14 protein-coding genes are annotated in these 17,210 nt (G+C 61.7%); 8 read left to right on the top strand and 6 right to left on the bottom strand.

What is annotated here, in order from left to right; translation table 11 throughout:
* Positions 1–74: 74 nt before the first annotated feature.
* The 6 genes from gyrA to dnaA form a co-directional block, all read right to left on the bottom strand.
* Positions 75–3,671: an intein-containing DNA gyrase subunit A gene (gene gyrA, locus QJR12_RS02805; RefSeq protein WP_300575950.1), complete on the bottom strand. Its 3,597-nt coding sequence runs from the start codon at positions 3,669–3,671 to the stop codon at positions 75–77.
* Between the two features lie 62 nt (positions 3,672–3,733).
* Complete coding sequence (gene gyrB, locus QJR12_RS02810; protein WP_300576533.1) at positions 3,734–5,755, bottom strand: DNA topoisomerase (ATP-hydrolyzing) subunit B; 2,022 nt, start codon at positions 5,753–5,755, stop codon at positions 3,734–3,736.
* Positions 5,756–5,984: 229 nt separating this feature from the next.
* A complete protein-coding gene (locus QJR12_RS02815; protein WP_300575952.1) occupies positions 5,985–6,542 on the bottom strand; it encodes a DUF721 family protein in 558 nt (185 codons plus the stop codon).
* Positions 6,539–7,678, bottom strand: coding sequence for a DNA replication/repair protein RecF (gene recF / locus QJR12_RS02820; protein WP_300575954.1), 1,140 nt, complete (start codon positions 7,676–7,678; stop codon positions 6,539–6,541). The genes QJR12_RS02815 and recF overlap by 4 nt, the downstream gene beginning before the upstream one ends.
* Positions 7,679–7,872: 194 nt before the next feature.
* A complete protein-coding gene (gene dnaN, locus QJR12_RS02825; RefSeq protein WP_300575957.1) occupies positions 7,873–9,072 on the bottom strand; it encodes a DNA polymerase III subunit beta in 1,200 nt (399 codons plus the stop codon).
* A gap of 533 nt (positions 9,073–9,605) precedes the next feature.
* Positions 9,606–11,120, bottom strand: coding sequence for a chromosomal replication initiator protein DnaA (dnaA, locus tag QJR12_RS02830; protein WP_300575960.1), 1,515 nt, complete (start codon positions 11,118–11,120; stop codon positions 9,606–9,608).
* 569 nt (positions 11,121–11,689) lie between these two features.
* Here dnaA and rpmH point away from each other — a divergent pair.
* The 8 genes from rpmH to QJR12_RS02870 all read left to right on the top strand — a co-directional run bounded on the left by rpmH (position 11,690) and on the right by QJR12_RS02870 (position 17,101).
* The gene (rpmH, locus tag QJR12_RS02835; RefSeq protein WP_300575963.1) at positions 11,690–11,833 is read left to right on the top strand and encodes a 50S ribosomal protein L34; all 144 of its coding nucleotides are present in this window, start codon (positions 11,690–11,692) and stop codon (positions 11,831–11,833) included.
* Positions 11,834–11,854: 21 nt separating this feature from the next.
* On the top strand, positions 11,855–12,217 hold the full coding sequence (gene rnpA / locus QJR12_RS02840; RefSeq protein ID WP_300575966.1) for a ribonuclease P protein component: 363 nt from the start codon (positions 11,855–11,857) through the stop codon (positions 12,215–12,217).
* A gap of 5 nt (positions 12,218–12,222) precedes the next feature.
* A complete protein-coding gene (gene yidD, locus QJR12_RS02845) occupies positions 12,223–12,546 on the top strand; it encodes a membrane protein insertion efficiency factor YidD (protein WP_300575969.1) in 324 nt (107 codons plus the stop codon).
* The gene (yidC, locus tag QJR12_RS02850) at positions 12,530–13,663 is read left to right on the top strand and encodes a membrane protein insertase YidC (protein WP_300575972.1); all 1,134 of its coding nucleotides are present in this window, start codon (positions 12,530–12,532) and stop codon (positions 13,661–13,663) included. The genes yidD and yidC overlap by 17 nt, the downstream gene beginning before the upstream one ends.
* A gap of 197 nt (positions 13,664–13,860) precedes the next feature.
* Positions 13,861–14,379, top strand: coding sequence for a R3H domain-containing nucleic acid-binding protein (locus QJR12_RS02855; RefSeq protein ID WP_300576535.1), 519 nt, complete (start codon positions 13,861–13,863; stop codon positions 14,377–14,379).
* 27 nt (positions 14,380–14,406) lie between these two features.
* Positions 14,407–15,096 (top strand): 16S rRNA (guanine(527)-N(7))-methyltransferase RsmG, encoded by a 690-nt coding sequence (gene rsmG / locus QJR12_RS02860; protein WP_300575975.1) that lies wholly within the window; start codon positions 14,407–14,409, stop codon positions 15,094–15,096.
* Between the two features lie 86 nt (positions 15,097–15,182).
* Positions 15,183–16,124 carry a ParA family protein gene (locus QJR12_RS02865; protein WP_300576537.1) on the top strand — a complete coding sequence of 314 codons (942 nt, stop codon included), beginning with the start codon at positions 15,183–15,185 and terminating at the stop codon, positions 16,122–16,124.
* On the top strand, positions 16,121–17,101 hold the full coding sequence (locus tag QJR12_RS02870; protein WP_300575978.1) for a ParB/RepB/Spo0J family partition protein: 981 nt from the start codon (positions 16,121–16,123) through the stop codon (positions 17,099–17,101). Before QJR12_RS02865 ends, QJR12_RS02870 begins: the two co-directional genes overlap by 4 nt.
* Positions 17,102–17,210: the final 109 nt, after the last annotated feature.

Raw genomic sequence — 17,210 nt, forward strand, 5'->3', positions numbered from 1 at the left:
CCTTACCTCGCTGGGTACCCGGCCGCCCGGGCAGTAACGGTCTCGTCGTCTCGCGGCGGCTTGAGTTCTCGAGTTTAGTTCGGCGACTCCTGCGCGCCGTCGGGCTCCTCGGCATTGCGGGCAATCGCTAACAGTGTGTCGCCCTCGGCCAGGTTCATCAACCGCACCCCCTTGGTCTGCCGCCCGGCCTTGCGAATTTGCCGCGCCGCCGTTCGGATGACACCACCCGCCGATGTGATCGCATAGAGCTCACTGTCGTCGTCGACCACCAGCGCTCCGACCAGCCGGCCACGGCGTCGATCGTATTGGATTGTCAGCACCCCCTTGCCGCCCCGGTTTTGCACCGGGTATTCCTCGATCGCGGTGCGCTTGGCGTACCCTCCCGACGTCGCGACCAGCAGATACGTGCCTTCCCGAACCACGTTCAGCGACAGCAGCCGGTCGTCGGCGTTAAACCGCATGCCTTGTACCCCCGAGGTGGCGCGGCCCATCGGGCGTAACGCTTCGTCGGTGGCCGAGAACCTGATGGACTGGCCGTTGGCCGAGACCAACAGCAGGTCGTCGTCGGCCGAGCAGAGCACGGCACCGACCAGTTCGTCGTCGTCGCGCAGGTTGATCGCCACGATCCCACCCGAGCGGTTGGAGTCGAACTCGGTAAGCCGGGTTTTCTTGACCAGACCGTTGCGCGTCGCCAGCACCAGATAGGGTGCGTCGGCGTAGCTGTGGATCTGGATCACCTGGGCGATGCGCTCGTCGGGCTGAAACGCCAGCAGGTTAGCGACATGCTGACCCCGTGCAGTCCGAGACGCCTCCGGCAGCTCATAGGCCTTGGCCCGGTACACCCGGCCACGGCTGGTGAAAAACAATATCCAGTCATGTGTCGAGCACACGAAGAAGTGCGCGACAATATCGTCCTGCTTGAGTCCGGCGCCCTGCACGCCCTTTCCGCCACGCTTTTGGCTGCGGTATAGGCCGGTTTTGGTGCGTTTGGCGTAGCCGGTTTCGGTGATCGTGACCACGACGTCCTCGCGGGCGATCAAATCCTCGTCGCTGACTTCGCCGTCTGCCGCGATAATGCGGCTACGACGATCGTCGCCGTGTTTGTCGGCGATTTCGGCTAATTCGTCACGCACGATCGCCCGCTGGCGCTCGGGTTTGGCCAGAATATCTTCCAGATCGGCGATCTCGGCCTCGATTTTGGCCAGGTCGTCGATGATGCGCTGGCGTTCCAACGCGGCCAGCCGGCGCAGCTGCATATCCAGGATTGCCTGCGCCTGGATTTCATCGATGTCGAGTAGCTCGATTAACCCGGCCCGGGCGACGTCGACGGTCTGCGAAGCCCGGATCAACGCGATGACCTCGTCGAGCGCGTCGAGCGCTTTGACCAATCCGCGCAGAATGTGGGCGCGCTCGTTGGCCTTGCGCAACCGGTAGTTGGTGCGGCGCACGATCACGTCAAGTTGGTGGTTGACGTAGTGCCGGATCAGCTGATCCAGCCGCAGCGTGCGGGGCACCCCGTCGACGATCGCGAGCATGTTGGCGCCGAAGCTGGTCTGCAGTTGGGTGTGCTTGTAGAGGTTGTTCAGCACCACTTTCGCGACGGCGTCGCGTTTCAACTCGATGACGATGCGCAGCCCGACCCGATCACTGCTCTGGTCTTCGATGTTGGCGATGCCGGCAAGCTTGCCGTCGCGAACCTGTTCGGCGATCGAGGTGATGAAGTTGTCATGGTTGACCTGATAGGGCAGTTCGGTGATCACCAATGAAGTCCGGCCCCTGGAATCCTCCTCCACCTCGACCACGCCGCGCATCCGGATCGAACCCCGGCCCGTTTGGTAGGTCTCGGTGATGCCGTGCGAGCCGACGATCAACCCGGCGGTGGGGAAGTCGGGACCCTTGACGCGCTGCATGACGGCCGCCAACGTCGTTTCTTCGTCGGCATCGAAGTTGTCCAGGCACCAAAAGACGGCCTCGGCCAGCTCGCGTAAATTGTGCGGTGGAATGTTGGTTGCCATGCCGACCGCGATGCCCCCCGAGCCGTTGGCCAGCAAGTTGGGAAATCGGCTCGGCAGCACCGTCGGCTCTTGTACCCTGCCGTCGTAGTTGGGTATGAAATCGACGGTCTCTTCGTCGATTTCGCGCAACATCTCCATCGCCAAGGGGGTCAGCCGGGCTTCGGTGTTGTGGCTGACGAACCCGTTGGCGATGAACGCATGGTCGCCGGTGTCGACGCGCAGGCTAAACACCGGTTGCACTCCGGCATCGGTCACCTTCGCCACCCGTGCGTAGTAAAACCGCCCGTCGGTCAGCTCCGCGGCGAGTGCGCGAACATCCGGATCGGCGATCCGCTTGAGGATCTGCCCGGAATCGGTCCGCCAGCGTTGTATGCGATCGAGGTCATGCCCTGCCAGCCAATCGCGATCGCTGCGGGTACCACCGGCATACCGGCGGATAAAGCGGGCCAACCCGGGAACACGGTCACCGTCGACCCCGGCGTCGCCGGGTGCCAGCGCCAAGATCGTCAGCAGATTTTTCTGCGCAGCGCCGCCAAAGCCGACCCGATGCGCAAAAAGTTCGACGTGCGCGCGGTTAGTGATGACAACACGGTGTTCCTCAGCGCCGTGCCGGTACCGCCGCGACACCACCCCGAACTCGAGCAACATCTGCTGGACATCGGCGGCTAATCGTGCGCTTGGTGTCGAGTAGCGAATTTCAACGGCCCGGGGCGTGGGAGTCCAACACGATCCGTCGCTCTCAAAAAGGGCTTGCAGGAAGGCCCGCTTGACCCTCGCGGGTGCCTGCCACAACTCTTCGGGTACCGCGTCCGCGGCGGGTCGCTGTGTTGGCGGCGCGCCACGCGAGACCATCCGCGGTGCGTCGAACGTGCAATCGCCGATCCCGAGCGCGTGCGACTGTATTGCTTCATTCGGTCCCGGTGTGGCGAATTCCTCCGGCGGTGTCCGTTGCAGCACAACGTGGTCCCCTGGGCGGATTTCCCCGATCAATTTCCACAGCAAGGTTGGCACGCCGGCGACATCAACCAGGCACAGCAACGGATGATTGACGGTCCCGGTGATTTCATAACCCTCGGTGGTATGGACGGTGTAGGTCTGATGTTCTCCGGAATGGAATAACCGGTCGGCGATGACCGGGTTTCCGTTCCGGTCAAGCACCTTCATATCGATAGCGGTCTCCGAGTTGGGCTGGGCCGCCGAAACGATGTCGCCGATGCGCACCGACTGCCCACACGGCAACCGCACCAATGCGTCCTTGGTCAGGCAATATCTCATCGCCGCCGGCGGATCGTTACCGGGAGACCCGAAATTTCCCTGTCCGTCGACCAGCGGGTAGCGCATTGACCATGGCTGCGCCATACGTACCAAGGTGTCGTAGATCGACGCGTCGCCATGAGGGTGATAGTTGCCCATCGTCTCGGCAACCGAACGCGCTGACTTGACATGACCGCGATCCGGGCGGAACCCGGAGTCAAACATCGCGTATAAAACCCGGCGATGGACCGGTTTTAGGCCGTCACGCACGTCGGGCAGCGCCCGGCCCACGATGACGCTCATTGCGTAATCGATGTAGCTGCGCTGCATTTCCTGCTGGATGTCAACCGGTTCCACCCGTTCAAGGGAACCGTCACCCGGCGGCAACGTCGTATCTGTCATGTATTCCTCGTCAGCCGGTCAATAAAAAGAGCAGACCCTCAGCTCTGCCCCGAAAGATCCACTCAGATGTCAAGGAAACGGACGTCCTTGGCGTTACGGGTGATAAAGCTGCGGCGAGCGTCCACATCTTCACCCATCAAGATCGAGAACAGCTCGTCTGCCGCGGCGGCGTCATCAAGAGTAACCCGGCGCAATACCCGCGCCGCAGGGTCCATCGTGGTTTCCCACAGTTCCTTCGCATTCATCTCACCCAGGCCCTTGTAGCGCTGGATACCGTCGTCCTTGTCAATCTTCTTGCCGGCCTTCAGTCCGGCCTCCAGCAATCCGTCACGCTCACGGTCGGAATAGGCGAACTCCGGATCGCTGCGCTGCCACTTCAATTTGTACAACGGAGGTTGCGCCAAAAACACATGCCCGTTTTCAATCAACGGCTTCATGAACCGGAACAGCAAAGTCAGCAACAAGGTCGAGATGTGCTGGCCGTCGACGTCGGCATCAGCCATCAAGATGATCTTATGGTAGCGTAGTTTGGAAATATCGAACTCGTCGTGAATTCCGGTACCCAACGCAGTGATGATCGACTGCACTTCGGTGTTCTTAAGGACCCGGTCAATCCGGGCCTTTTCAACGTTGATAATTTTGCCGCGCAATGGAAGTATCGCTTGAAACATCGAGTCACGGCCACTTTTAGCCGAACCGCCCGCCGAATCACCCTCCACCACATACAATTCAGATTTGCGGGGATCACTCGAACGGCAGTCCGCCAGCTTCCCGGGAAGTCCGCCGATATCGGTTGCGGTCTTGCGGCGCACCAGCTCCCGTGCTTTACGGGCCGCTATCCGCGCCTGTGCTGATGATACCGCTTTGTTGATAACAACCTTCGCGTCTGCGGGATTGGATTCAAACCAATGCGTGAGCTGTTCGTTGCAGACACGCTGCACGAAAGATTTCACTTCGGTGTTACCGAGTTTCGTTTTGGTCTGACCCTCAAACTGCGGTTCGGCAACTTTCACCGAAATCACCGCGGCAAGCCCTTCGCGGATATCGTCACCGGTGAGGTTGGGGTCTTTGTCCTTCAGCAGCTTGCGGTCTTTCGCGTATTTATTGACCACGCTGGTCAACGCCGCTCGAAAGCCCTCTTCGTGGGTGCCGCCCTCATGCGTGTTGATCGTGTTGGCGAAGGTATGCACCGATTCGGAGTAGCCGGCGTTCCACTGCATCGCGACCTCGACCTCATGGCCGGGACCCTTGCCGGAGAACTCGACAATGCTGTTGTGGATCGGCTGCTTGGTACGGTTGATGTGTTTGACGAAATCGACAAGGCCTCCGGGGTAATGGAAGCTACGGTGGCGCACTTTCTGCTGCGACGCCGTGGCTTTCTCCTCGGCAGACTTCGGAGCGTCAGCGGTATCACTGACGACTTCGTCAACGACCTCCTCGGCGGTTACCCGCTCATCGGTGAGGGTAATTGTTAAACCCTTGTTCAAAAAGGCCATTTCCTGCAACCGGCGTGCCACCGTCTCGAAGTCATACTCGGTGGTCTCGAAAATGGTGGGGTCCGCCCAGAATCGCACCACGGTACCGGTTTTCGTGGTGGGATCGCCTTGCTTCAGTGTTCCGGGCGCGGAATGATCGTAGGACTGGAACCACTCGTAACCGTCGCGGCAAATCTCGACTTCCATCCGCGTCGACAACGCGTTGACCACCGAGACGCCGACACCGTGCAGGCCACCGGACACGGCATACGCTTGCCCGTCGAACTTGCCACCGGCGTGCAGTTGGGTCATCACCACGTCGACGGTCGGCACACCGGTCGCGTGAGTGGCCACCGGAATTCCCCGTCCGTTGTCGGCCACCTCGACGCCACCGTCGGCGAGCAGGCGAACGTCGATCCTGGTGGCGTAGCCGGCCATTGCCTCGTCAACCGCGTTATCGACCACTTCCCAGATGAGATGGTGCAGGCCGCGCTCGCCGGTAGAGCCGATGTACATGCTCGGGCGTTTGCGAACGGCTTCGAGTCCCTCGAGTATCGTGATCGACTCGGCGCCGTATTCCTCTTGGCCGTTTTTCTTCTGGGCAGCCACGGTCGGGAAGCTCTCCTTGGGGTTGCATGCGAGCGGTCCGGTCACCGCAGCAGTCGCATCCACCAGTTTACCGGTAGGGGCGGTCGGGACCGATTTTTGAAGAGTGTTTCCGCCCGGCTGATCGGCGCGTGTGACGCACGTCGAGGGTCACCGCGGATGTGGAGCCTGGCATGGGGTCAAGTGGTGGTTCCGACGGCTCTCAGGCCGCACCCAGCAGGCTCATCACGGCTTAACCATAGGTGTCGCGAGGCCCCCTGCCGCTGATATGCAGCGGACCTTTACGCCACGACGGGGCAGCCGGACCGGTAATTTTCAGTGATATCACCGCGCCCTCGCCCACGGCGGTGGCGATCTTGGCCAACAGTTGAGCCTGCATCAACCTCAACTGTGTCGCCCACGCCGTGGATTCGGCCGTGATATGTAAGGTCCCGTCGCGCAGCGAGGTCGGAACCGCGTGGTCAGCGATCTGCTGGCCGACGATCGCGGGCCACTGACCGACTACGGCGCCCGCGGCGAGTCGCGTCGACCACCCCCGATTGCGGGTGAGTTTGCGCGCCGCGGTGCCCAATGGCTGCGGATCCCGCGGGTCCGGACCCGGGCCCGACCAACTTCGCCGGCCCCCGCGGCCGGCGACCGGACCCGACGACATTGGTGCCCTTTGGCCATCAGGCTCCCGGCGAGGCATGCGCGCGGCCCGGCGGGCCTCGTCGAGCGCTCGCCTGACCAGGTCCATTCCGGGCTGGTCGGAGCCGGAGACAACTTCGGGTTCACCCTCGCCAGCGATCACGGGCAAACCACCGACCCGATGCCGTCGGGGCCGCGATCGATGACGACCTGCCGCGCCTCCCAGCCTGGTGGAAGGTCGTCAGCGGCCACCGCGGTCACCAGCACCTGTTCGGCCGCCGCCACCGCGGTGACCAATGCGTGCCTCCGGGCGGCGTCGAGTTCCGCAAACACGTCGTCAAGCAGCAACACCGGATCATCCCCATCGGCCCGCAGCAACTCATAGGCGGCCAACCGCAAAGCCAATGCTATCGACCACGATTCGCCATGACTGGCGTAACCTTTAGCGGGTCGATCGTCGAGCCGTAATTCTAGGTCGTCACGATGCGGACCGGCCAGACAGATCCCTCGTTCGATCTCCGCGCTACGGCGCTCCCTGAGCGCAGCGAGCAAATCAGCTTCGATGGATTCCACATCGGTGCCGTCACCGATACCGTGATCCACGCTGGCGCGATACCGCAAGGACATCGAGGCCGTACCGGCTGCCAACAACCGGTACGTCTTCGCTACTTCGACAGCCAGATGATTGACCAAACTCATCCGCGAGGCGATCACCCTGGCACCAACAGCGGCCAGGCGCGCGTCCCAAACCTCGAGAGTGTCCAGCATGGCCGGGTCGCGCCGCCGGCGCGTTGCAAGCGTTTTCAGCAGGGCGGTGCGCTGGCGGAGCACCTTTTGGTAATCCGCTCGTACCGCCGCCATCGCAGGACGCCGCGTGATCACCAGCTCGTCGAGGTAGCGACGGCGCTCCGCCGGATCGCCCCGGACGAGGGCTAGATCTTCCGGGGCAAACAACACCGCACGCAACACCCCGAGCACCTGATGCGTGCTGCGCACCGGTGAACGGTTTAACCGCGCCTTGTTCGCGCGGCCCGGCGAAACCTCGAGATCAATCGCACATTCCCGGCCGTCGCGCACAATAATTGCCGACACGATCGCCCGTGACGTTCCGCGGCGAACCAACGGCACATCTGATGCCACCCGATGTGAGCTCAAGGTCGACAGATACCAGAGGGCTTCAATGAGATTCGTCTTGCCGTAACCGTTCGGGCCGACGAATGCCGTTCGGCCCGGTAGTAATTCCAGGCTGGCATGTGCCCAGGACCGGAAGTCGCACAGTGCCAAACTTCGGACGTACACCTGTTAAACGCTTTGCCGGACGGTTAGCACACGCCGACAACCGGTAGTCGGACGGGCGCTTGGCGGGAAAATCCCCGGTTCTCTGTCATCTCTCTTCCGTTTGCCGGGTTATCGAACGACAGCAACGTGTAATCAGGCAGCTATTGCAGGATTGAAACCATCGCGTTAAATCCGCTCCCATCTCACACCGCCGACTAGCCCGGCAACCGGACCGGCATCAGCAGGTAGACGTAGTCGGTGTGCACTGCTGGGAACGGACCGGGCCCCTGCCGCCGCGCATCGTCGGGGTTCGCCGGCCGCAACACGGCTGGTTTGCTGGGCGCGGCAAAACCGAAGGACACGTGCGTGGCGCGCACCGCTCCTAAACCGTCAGCCAGATATGTGGGGTTGAACGCAATCGTCAGGGGTTCCCCGGCGAAGTGGACCGGCAAAACTTCTTCCGCCCGTCCCAGGTCGTCGGCGCCGGCGGAAAGCCGCAGCGCTTCACCGCCGAACTCCATCCGCACTTGTGCACCCCGATCGGCAACCAACGCAACTCGCTTAATCGCTTCGGTCAGCTCGGCAACACCGATCGTGGCCACCGCGGTGTGTTCCGTGGGCAACAACTGCCGAAACTTCGGAAAGTCCGCACCCAGGAGTCGCGTCGTGCTGCGCTTTCCGTCACCGCTGATACCCAGCAGCCCGTCCCTGGCCGCCACCGATTCGCCGCCCAATGCCAGATGGATATCGGACATATCGGCGCCGGCTTTTGCGGCTTCAACGAGCGTTTTAGCGGGTACCAATACCGCCGTCTCGAACTCGGGTGACACTACCGACCAGGTGAACTCGCGCACTGCCAATCGGAATCTGTCGGTAGCGGCCAAAACGACTTTTTCGCCGTTGATCTCAACTCGAATTCCGGTCAGCATCGGCAGGGTGTCATCCCGGCCGGCGGCAACTGCTACCTGGCCGATCGCTTCGGCAAATACATCCGCGCGCACCGTCCCTGTCTCGGCAGGCATTGCCGGAAGCGCCGGATAATCCTCGATAGCCATCGTCGGCAGCGAAAACCGGGTGTTGGCGCAACGTAACGATACCAGGGAACCTGCAACGTCGAAATCCACGGGTTGATTCGGCAGCGCGCGGATGATATCAAACAACAACCGCCCCGACACCAAAACCCGACCGGGAGAAATTATTTCAGCGGGAACTTCGGCCTCGGCAGAAACCTCGTAATCAAATCCGGAGATGGTCAGGCCTTGATCCGAGCCGGTTAACAGCGCTCCGGCTAGCACCGGAACCGTAGGCCTGGTGGGCAGGGTCTTGGCCACCCAGGCGACGGCATCGGCGAAAGCGTCGCGCTGCAATCGAAACTTCAAGTCGGTGACGCCGACTCTGGTCATCGCCACGTCCATACCGTTCCTTCATCACCTCACGACAACCCTTACGACAACAAGCGCGCCGACCGCCTCGGTAACCGGTCCCGCCAGCGGGGTGACGCCGGTGACCGGGTTGATTGGCGACTGTCGCCACGACGGCCGTACCGGCAACCGTAGAGCGTCCGCGGTCAAGTTGAAAACTGGGACCCTGGGGACCGGGGTCGGTGATTAGTGATGACCGGAGCGGACCAGGGCGACGGTATGCACAAGACCTGTTTTAACGATGTGCCAAGAGAAGTAACTCAGTAGCAGTAATAGGGGTTGTGGATGGTGGGGACAACCCGGTTTTTGGCTGCTGGGGCTGGGGGGAGGCTGTGAGTAATCCGGGGCAGGGCCGTGGTGGTTTGGCGGCGCCATGTGGGCAAAACCCGGGGTGACAGCCGGACTTCACAGCCGAACCGGGTGATTCGGGGAGGCCGTCCACAGCGATGTCCCCAGGGTTTGCCGGTGACTGCTGAGAAGCCGGCGACAACAGCCGGCGACGGTTTGCGGGCCGCGGTAACGGGAGGTTACCGTTTCGTGCGCTGGCGGATTCGGGTCGTGAGTTCTTTGACGTGATCGAATACTTCGCGACGCTCGGCCATCTCGGACAAGATTTTGCGCTGAGCGTACATCACGGTGGTGTGGTCTCGGCCGAATGCCTGGCCGATCTTGGGAAGCGACAGGTCGGTGAGTTCGCGACACAAGTACATGGCGATCTGCCGCGACTGCGCCAGTGCCCGGGTTTTGCCGGGACCGCGAAGTTCTTCGACAGTGGTGTCAAAGTATTCTGCGGTGACCGCCATGATCGTCGCTGCGCTGATTTGCATCGTGGTGGCGTCGGCGATGAGGTCTCGCAACACCAATTCAGCGAGCGCTTTATCGATAGGTGTTTTGTTGAGGGAGGCGAAGGCGGTGACACGGATGAGTGCGCCTTCAAGTTCGCGGATGTTGCGCTCGATACTGCTGGCGATCAGTTCAAGCACGTCATCAGGCACCGCGAGGCGCTCCATCTGTGCTTTTTTACGCAAGATGGCGATGCGGGTTTCCAATTCCGGCGGTTGAACATCGGTGATCAACCCCCATTCGAACCGGGTACGCAGGCGGTCCTCGAGCGTGGCGAGTTGTTTTGGAGGTCGATCGGATGTGATGACGATTTGCTTGTTGGCGTTATGCAGTGTGTTGAAGGTGTGAAAGAATTCCTCTTGGATTCCTTCTTTCCCTTCGATAAATTGAATGTCGTCGACTAGGAGAATGTCCACGTCGCGGTAGCTGCGTTTGAAAGCAACTTTTCGGTCGTCGCGCAAGGAGTTGATGAAGTCGTTTGTAAATTCCTCGGTGGAGACATACTTTACCCGCATGCCGGGGAACAGCCGTTGAGCGTAATTACCCGCCGCATGGAGAAGGTGAGTTTTACCGAGTCCGGACTCCCCCCAGATGAACAGTGGGTTATAGGCACGCGCCGGCGCTTCGGCAATCGCTAGCGCCGCCGCGTGGGCGAAACGGTTCGAGGCACCGATGACGAAGGTGTCGAAGGTGTAGCGGCGGTTGAGGCTGGTCGCGGCGCCACTGGCGGAGTCGTTGGTGTGGGGACGTTCGGTGAAGTAGGTCGGCCAACCCTGGGAGAGACCGTCGCGGGCGTCACCGCAGTCGTCGACTTCGTCGGCGATGACGTCGGCATCGTCGGGGTGGTGGGCGACATTGTCGTCGAGTTCATCGGCAGCCGGGGTTTGATCGCCGTCAGCCGGCGCGATGCGGACCCCGAGCTGAATTTGTTGTCCGAGGCGTCGGCTTAATGCGTCGGTGATTGGGGTGCGCAGATGACGTTCGATCTCGTTTTGGACGAAACTGCTGGGCACCGAGAGCAGGGCAAACCCTTCAACGATGGTGATCGGCCGCACGAGGTTTAGCCATGCTCTTTGCTGAGGTGTCAAAGGGCTGGTGAGGGGTGTCCGGCCCGGCTCATCGGGAAGTGGTCCGCCGTTGAGTTCGGAAACGACTGCGTTCCAGACCGCCGCGAAAGTCGCACTGGGGTCATCGGTCAACGATAGATCCCCCTGATGTGTCTGGAACTATGAAGACCACAGCTATCACGGCACTGTCCACATAACTTATCCACAGGTGTGGACAGACCGGTCCTTGTCCTCGCGCCAGTTACGCACGACAGCCTGCGGGACCGACATTGACCTCCGGTTACAGCCGGATCCGCCGTCCTCGCTTTGTTGTCGCGCGCCGTTCCATGCTGAAACGGCATTGCCTGAAGCTAACAGTTTTCGGCATGCGACGCCAACCATTCTCCAGGATTGGGGAAGTGTTCGTGTGGGCGGTGGGTGCGGATGTCGGCATCGAGGCCCGACCGAAGGGTCGGCTCGGTGGCGGGAGCGGAGTTTGACCGGTGGAACGACGGTCAGTACCCTCAAACAGTCGCCCCAACGTTGGCGATACGGTCGCAATCCGGGTTGATGATCCGGTAATTGCGGTGACCGGCGGCGAGACAGCAAGCCGGGAAGGTTTGCTGAAGACTTTGTCGAACCAGGGGTCTCTGGTCGGCGGTCGCGTGTGAACGACCGGATTGCTGGGCGAGATATCAGCCAGATGCGACGAGGAGCATGCCGTGGCCAAGGGCAAACGGACTTTCCAGCCGAATAACCGGCGCCGGGCGCGGGTACACGGTTTCCGGGTTCGAATGCGTACCCGAGCGGGGCGGGCGATAGTTTCGAACCGGCGGCGCAAGGGGCGTCGCTCGTTGACTGTTTAGTTCGGCTACGGGTTCGTCGCGGTGCTTCCGGCGCGCAATCGCATGAGGCGGTCGAGAGACTTCGATGCGACGATGAAGTTCGGAATCCGGGTGGCGCAACCGGACATCGTGATCCATGTGCGGTTGAGGAGGGAAAACTCGGAATCGTGTGGTCCGCGGATCGGCTTCATTGTCGGAAAGTCGGTTGGCTCGGCGGTGGAACGGCATCGGGTCGCGCGCCGATTACGGCACATTGTCCGCTCGGTGCTAGAAGAGCTGGATCAATCTGAAGACGTGGTGATTCGTGCCCTTGCAGGCAGCCGCAATGCTACATCGGCGCGGCTGGAGGAGGAACTGCGCGCGGGGTTGAAACGTTGTCGTGAGTTGGCTGGAGCCCGGCGGTGAGTGCGATGTGCTCAAGGCGTGGGTGGCTGGGGGGCGGCGCCGGGGGGCTGGCGGCGCGCGGTGTGATCTTTGCGATCCAGCTGTACCGGCACCTGATTTCGCCGTTGCGGTTGCCGACCTGCCGGTTCATTCCGACGTGTAGCCAGTACGCGGTCGAAGCCCTTACCGAATTTGGTCTTCTCAGGGGAGGCTGGTTAGCCGCGGTGCGACTGGCGAAATGTGGGCCGTGGCATCCGGGAGGCTGGGACCCCATCCCGGACCGTGAGCATGCGGACGGTGACGGCGCAGCCACTCCGACGAGTCTAGGGGAGAGTGGGTCTTTTGTTTGATTGGTTCAGCCTGGACATCGTTTACTACCCGGTCTCGGCGATCATGTGGCTTTGGTACAAAACGTTCGGTTTTGTGTTAGGACCGTCGAGCTTTTTCACCTGGGCGCTGTCGGTCATGTTTTTGGTATTCACTCTTCGGGCATTGTTATACCGCCCATTCGTTCGGCAAATTCGCACGACCCGGCAGATGCAGGAACTGCAGCCGCAAATTAAGGCCCTGCAGAAAAAATACGGCAAAGATCGTCAGCGGATGGCACTGGAGATGCAGAAACTCCAGCGTGAACACGGCTTTAATCCCATTCTGGGCTGCTTGCCGATGCTGGCGCAAATCCCTGTTTTTTTGGGGTTATATCATGTCTTGCGGTCGTTTAATCGGACAACCGGCGGATTCGGTCAACCACATCTGTCGGTGGCCGAGAACCGGGCCACAGGTAACTACGTTTTCAGCCCGGCCGACGTAGGGCACTTCCTGGATGCCAACCTGTTCGGAGCCCCGATCGGGGCGTATATGACACAACGCACGGGTTTGGACGCGTTCACTGAATTTAGTCGGCCGGCAGTGATCGCGGTTGGCGTCCCATTGATGATCGTGGCGGGGATAGCAACGCATTTTAATAGCCGTGCCTCGGTGTCCCGCCAAAGCCCGGAGGCCGCGGCGAATCCGCAGACGGCCATGATGAATAAAATGGCGCTGTACGTGTTCCCATTGGGTGTGATCGTCGGGGGACCGTTTCTGCCGCTGGCAATCATTGTGTACTGGGTGTCAAACAATATTTGGACTTTTTTCCAGCAGCACCATGTGTTCGCGATGATCGAGAGGGAAGAAGAGGCAAAAAAGCGCGAAGCAATCCAACGGCGCGCAGCGAACGCGCCGGCACCTGGAGTGAAACCCAAGCGCTCACCTAGATCTGCAGCGGTGTCCGGGGAGAAAGCACCGTCAATGGCTGCCGATGGAGTGCCATCGGGGTCAACGCGGACGGAAGCGGACGGCGAAGGCTGGCCGGTTAACGGCATGTCCTCAGAAGATTTAAATAAGCCAACTGAAGGTGCGCGTAGTAAAGGGGCGAGGAACCGTGCGCGGCGGCCGGGCGCCAGGCCGAAGAGAAGGAAACGGTAACGACCCGGTTAAGTTCGGTTAGGCGTGAGTGGAGAAGGGTACGCGGCCGGAAGCGGGTAACGGCGGACGGTTGAGCATGCGAGAGCGTAGCCCGCAGTGAGGGAGAGACGAGCATGACAGACGCTGAGACGACAGAACGCGAGTCCAGTCTGAACGGACCGAGGGCCGATGCCGCTGAAGACCGGGCGGTATCAGAGATGGCTGATGACGAATATGGGACCGACGATTTGGAAGAACGGCTAGTCACCGAGGGTGAGATCGCCGGTGATTATTTGGAAGAGTTGCTGGATCTGCTCGACTTCGACGGGGACATCGACCTCGACGTCGAGGGAGATCGTGCGGTGGTCAGTATTGATGGAGGCAATGACCTGAAAAAGCTGGTGGGGCGTGAGGGGGAGGTTCTCGACGCCTTGCAGGAACTGACCCGGCTGGCGGTACATCAGAAGTTGGGTGTGCGCAGCAGATTGATGCTTGATATCGGGGGGTGGCGGCGTCGCCGCCGTGAAGAACTAACGGCATTGGGTACGGCTGCAGCGCAACGCGTCCTCGAGACCGGCGAACGGGAGGACCTTGCCCCGATGACTCCGTTTGAACGCAAGGTTGTTCACGATGCCGTAGCGGCAGTGGTTGGAGTGCGTAGCGAGAGCGAGGGCATCGAACCACTGCGGCATGTCGTTGTTTTACCGGACCACGATTACCGACTTACAGAGACGTAATTTGGCCGCGCCCGGCGAACGGGAGGAATGTTTCACGTGAAACATGTCGCGGTGGCTGGAGCACCCGACGTGGCTGCGGCCGTATTTGGTGCGCGGCTCTGTCAGGCGGAAAGATACGCTGAAATTCTTGTCACCGATGGCGTGAAACGGGGTGTCATCGGGCCTCATGAAGCGCGGCGGATCTGGGATCGCCACTTGCTCAACAGTGCGGTGGTTGCCGAGTTGCTGGAGATCGGAGAGCGTGTGGTCGACATCGGCAGCGGTGGCGGCCTACCCGGGCTGCCGCTGGCGATCGCCCGCCCAGATCTTCGGATCGTGCTTGTCGAGCCCCTTGTGCGCCGGACGGATTTTCTTCACGCTGTGGTAGCCGAACTTGGGCTTTCGGTGCAAGTGGTGCGTGGGCGGGCCGAGGAGTGGGCGGTACGCCGCAGTATCGGCGGGATGGATGACGCCGTATCGCGGGCGGTGGCGGGGCTGGACCGGCTGACACAGTGGAGCCTGCCCCTGCTACGTCCCGGTGGGCGCATGATCGCGATCAAGGGAGAACGCGCATCCGACGAACTGCGGGTTCACCGGCGTGTGATGAGCGCGCTGGGCGCGGTTGATGTCAGGCTAGAGCGGTGTGGCGCGAAATATTTGTCTCCTCCCGTCACGGTCGTGGTGGCGCGACGCGGAACGCCGACAGCACGGTATCGGGGGGTTCAAGGAGTGTCGTGAGCCCATTGCCTGATCCCATACCCACGCCGCCCGAGCACGCACCGGTGGTCGGCGCGCCCGTATCGGATTCGACCGATCGGGCTGAGATGCCCAGCACCAGCCCTGGCCGGTCGCCCGCCGCGAATGTTTCACGTGAAACCACATCCGAAGTGGATACCCCGATCGGCGACGCTGCGGAACGCGCTATGCGGGTGCTGCATACCGTCCACGGTCGATTGCGTCGACCGGCCCACCGCCGGTTGTTGACCGTCGCAAATCAAAAAGGCGGCGTCGGGAAAACTACCACCGCCGTTAACCTCGCCGCCGCTCTAGCCGTTCAGGGTCTCAAGACGCTGGTCATCGATCTGGATCCACAGGGTAACGCGAGCACCGCGCTGGGGATCACCGAGCGCCATTCCGGGACGCCATCCTCCTACGAAGTGCTCATCGGGGAGACACCGCTACGCACCGCGTTACGACCCAGCCCCCACAGTGAGCGGCTGTACTGTGTGCCCGCCACCATTGATCTCGCCGGCGCCGAGATCGAGCTGGTGAGCATGGTGGCGCGCGAAAATCGGCTGCGGACCGCGCTCGGCGAGCTAGATAGCTTCGACTTCGACTACGTTTTCATCGATTGCCCGCCATCGTTGGGGTTGCTGACCGTCAACGCACTGGTCGCCGCCCCTGAAGTGTTGATCCCGATCCAGTGCGAGTACTACGCCCTCGAAGGTGTGTCCCAACTGATGAGCAATATTGAGATGGTGAGAGCGCACCTCAACCCGCGGCTTGAAGTCAGCACCGTCCTTCTCACCATGTACGACGGACGAACGAAGCTTGCCGACCAGGTGGCCGACGAAGTGCGACGGTATTTCGGCGGAAAGGTGCTACGCACAATGATTCCACGCAGCGTGAAACTCTCAGAGGCGCCGGGCTACAGCATGACGATCATCGATTACGATCCCGGGTCGCGCGGAGCCATGAGCTACCTCGACGCCAGCCGCGAACTTGCCGAGCGCGATCAACCATTACCCCCGAAGGGACAACCATGACCCAGCCGTTACGCAGGAAAGGAGGCCTCGGTCGAGGCCTGGCTTCGCTGATCCCCACCGGCCCGGCCGACGGCGAGTCACGGCCACTGGGGCCACGGATGGGTGACGCGGCAGCTGACGTCGTATTGGGCAAACCGGTTTCGGAACACCCGGGCACCGCCGCGATCTACCAGGAGATCGACCCCGCCCTCATCGAACCTAATCCCCGCCAGCCCCGCCAAGTGTTCGACGAGGAAGCCCACGCCGAACTCGTCCATTCCATCCGTGAGTTCGGCTTGCTCCAGCCGATCGTGGTGCGCGCCGTGAACGGATCCCAGAACGGGAACAGCCGTTACCAGATCGTGATGGGGGAGCGGCGTTGGCGTGCTGCCCGTGAAGCCGGCCTGGCCGCGGTTCCGGCGATTGTGCGCCAAACAGGGGACGATAACCTGCTGCGCGACGCACTTTTGGAGAACATTCACCGCGTGCAGTTAAATCCGTTGGAAGAGGCGGCGGCCTACCAGCAACTATTGGACGAGTTCGGTGTCACCCATGATGAGCTGGCCGCCCGTATTGGCCGATCACGCCCGGTCATCACGAACATGATTCGGCTGCTGCGGCTACCGATTGCGGTACAGCGGCGGGTGGCCGCGGGTGTGCTGTCGGCCGGTCACGCGCGAGCACTGCTGGCCGTGGAGGCCGGTCCGGAGGCCCAGGAGGAGCTCGCGGCGCGCATTGTGGCCGAAGGCCTTTCGGTACGGGCCACCGAAGAAGCGGTCACCCTCATCAACCGCGGAAGAACGGCCACATCGGTACCGCCGAAGCGTAAACCCGTTCAGATGCCGGGCCTGCAGGACGTTGCGGAGCGGCTCTCCAACGCGTTGGACACTCGTGTCACGGTCAGCCTGGGTAAACGCAAGGGCAAGATCGTCGTCGAGTTCGGTTCGGTGGACGACCTGCAGCGCATTATCGCTATGATGACCGGGCCGAAGACTTGAGCGCCCGCCGGCCGATAACCGCAGCACCGCCCCGCCGATGCGGGCCGAGCACACCCAAACCGGACGAATCGGCTCGCAAGCCCCGCCCCGGTCGGTGTTTTCCCGGAGA

The organism is Mycobacterium sp., from assembly GCF_029961025.1.
Classification (GTDB): Bacteria; Actinomycetota; Actinomycetes; order Mycobacteriales; family Mycobacteriaceae; genus Mycobacterium.

Bases quoted from the DNA above. Each gene is read 5' to 3' on its own strand.
- QJR12_RS02870 (WP_300575978.1), top strand. From the start codon at position 16,121: ATGACCCAGCCGTTACGCAGGAAAGGAGGCCTCGGTCGAGGCCTGGCT.
- gyrA (WP_300575950.1), bottom strand. From the start codon at position 3,671: ATGACAGATACGACGTTGCCGCCGGGTGACGGTTCCCTTGAACGGGTG.
- rsmG (WP_300575975.1), top strand. From the start codon at position 14,407: ATGTTTCACGTGAAACATGTCGCGGTGGCTGGAGCACCCGACGTGGCT.
- QJR12_RS02865 (WP_300576537.1), top strand. From the start codon at position 15,183: ATGCCCAGCACCAGCCCTGGCCGGTCGCCCGCCGCGAATGTTTCACGT.
- yidD (WP_300575969.1), top strand. From the start codon at position 12,223: ATGTGCTCAAGGCGTGGGTGGCTGGGGGGCGGCGCCGGGGGGCTGGCG.
- dnaN (WP_300575957.1), bottom strand. From the start codon at position 9,072: ATGGACGTGGCGATGACCAGAGTCGGCGTCACCGACTTGAAGTTTCGA.
- QJR12_RS02855 (WP_300576535.1), top strand. From the start codon at position 13,861: ATGGCTGATGACGAATATGGGACCGACGATTTGGAAGAACGGCTAGTC.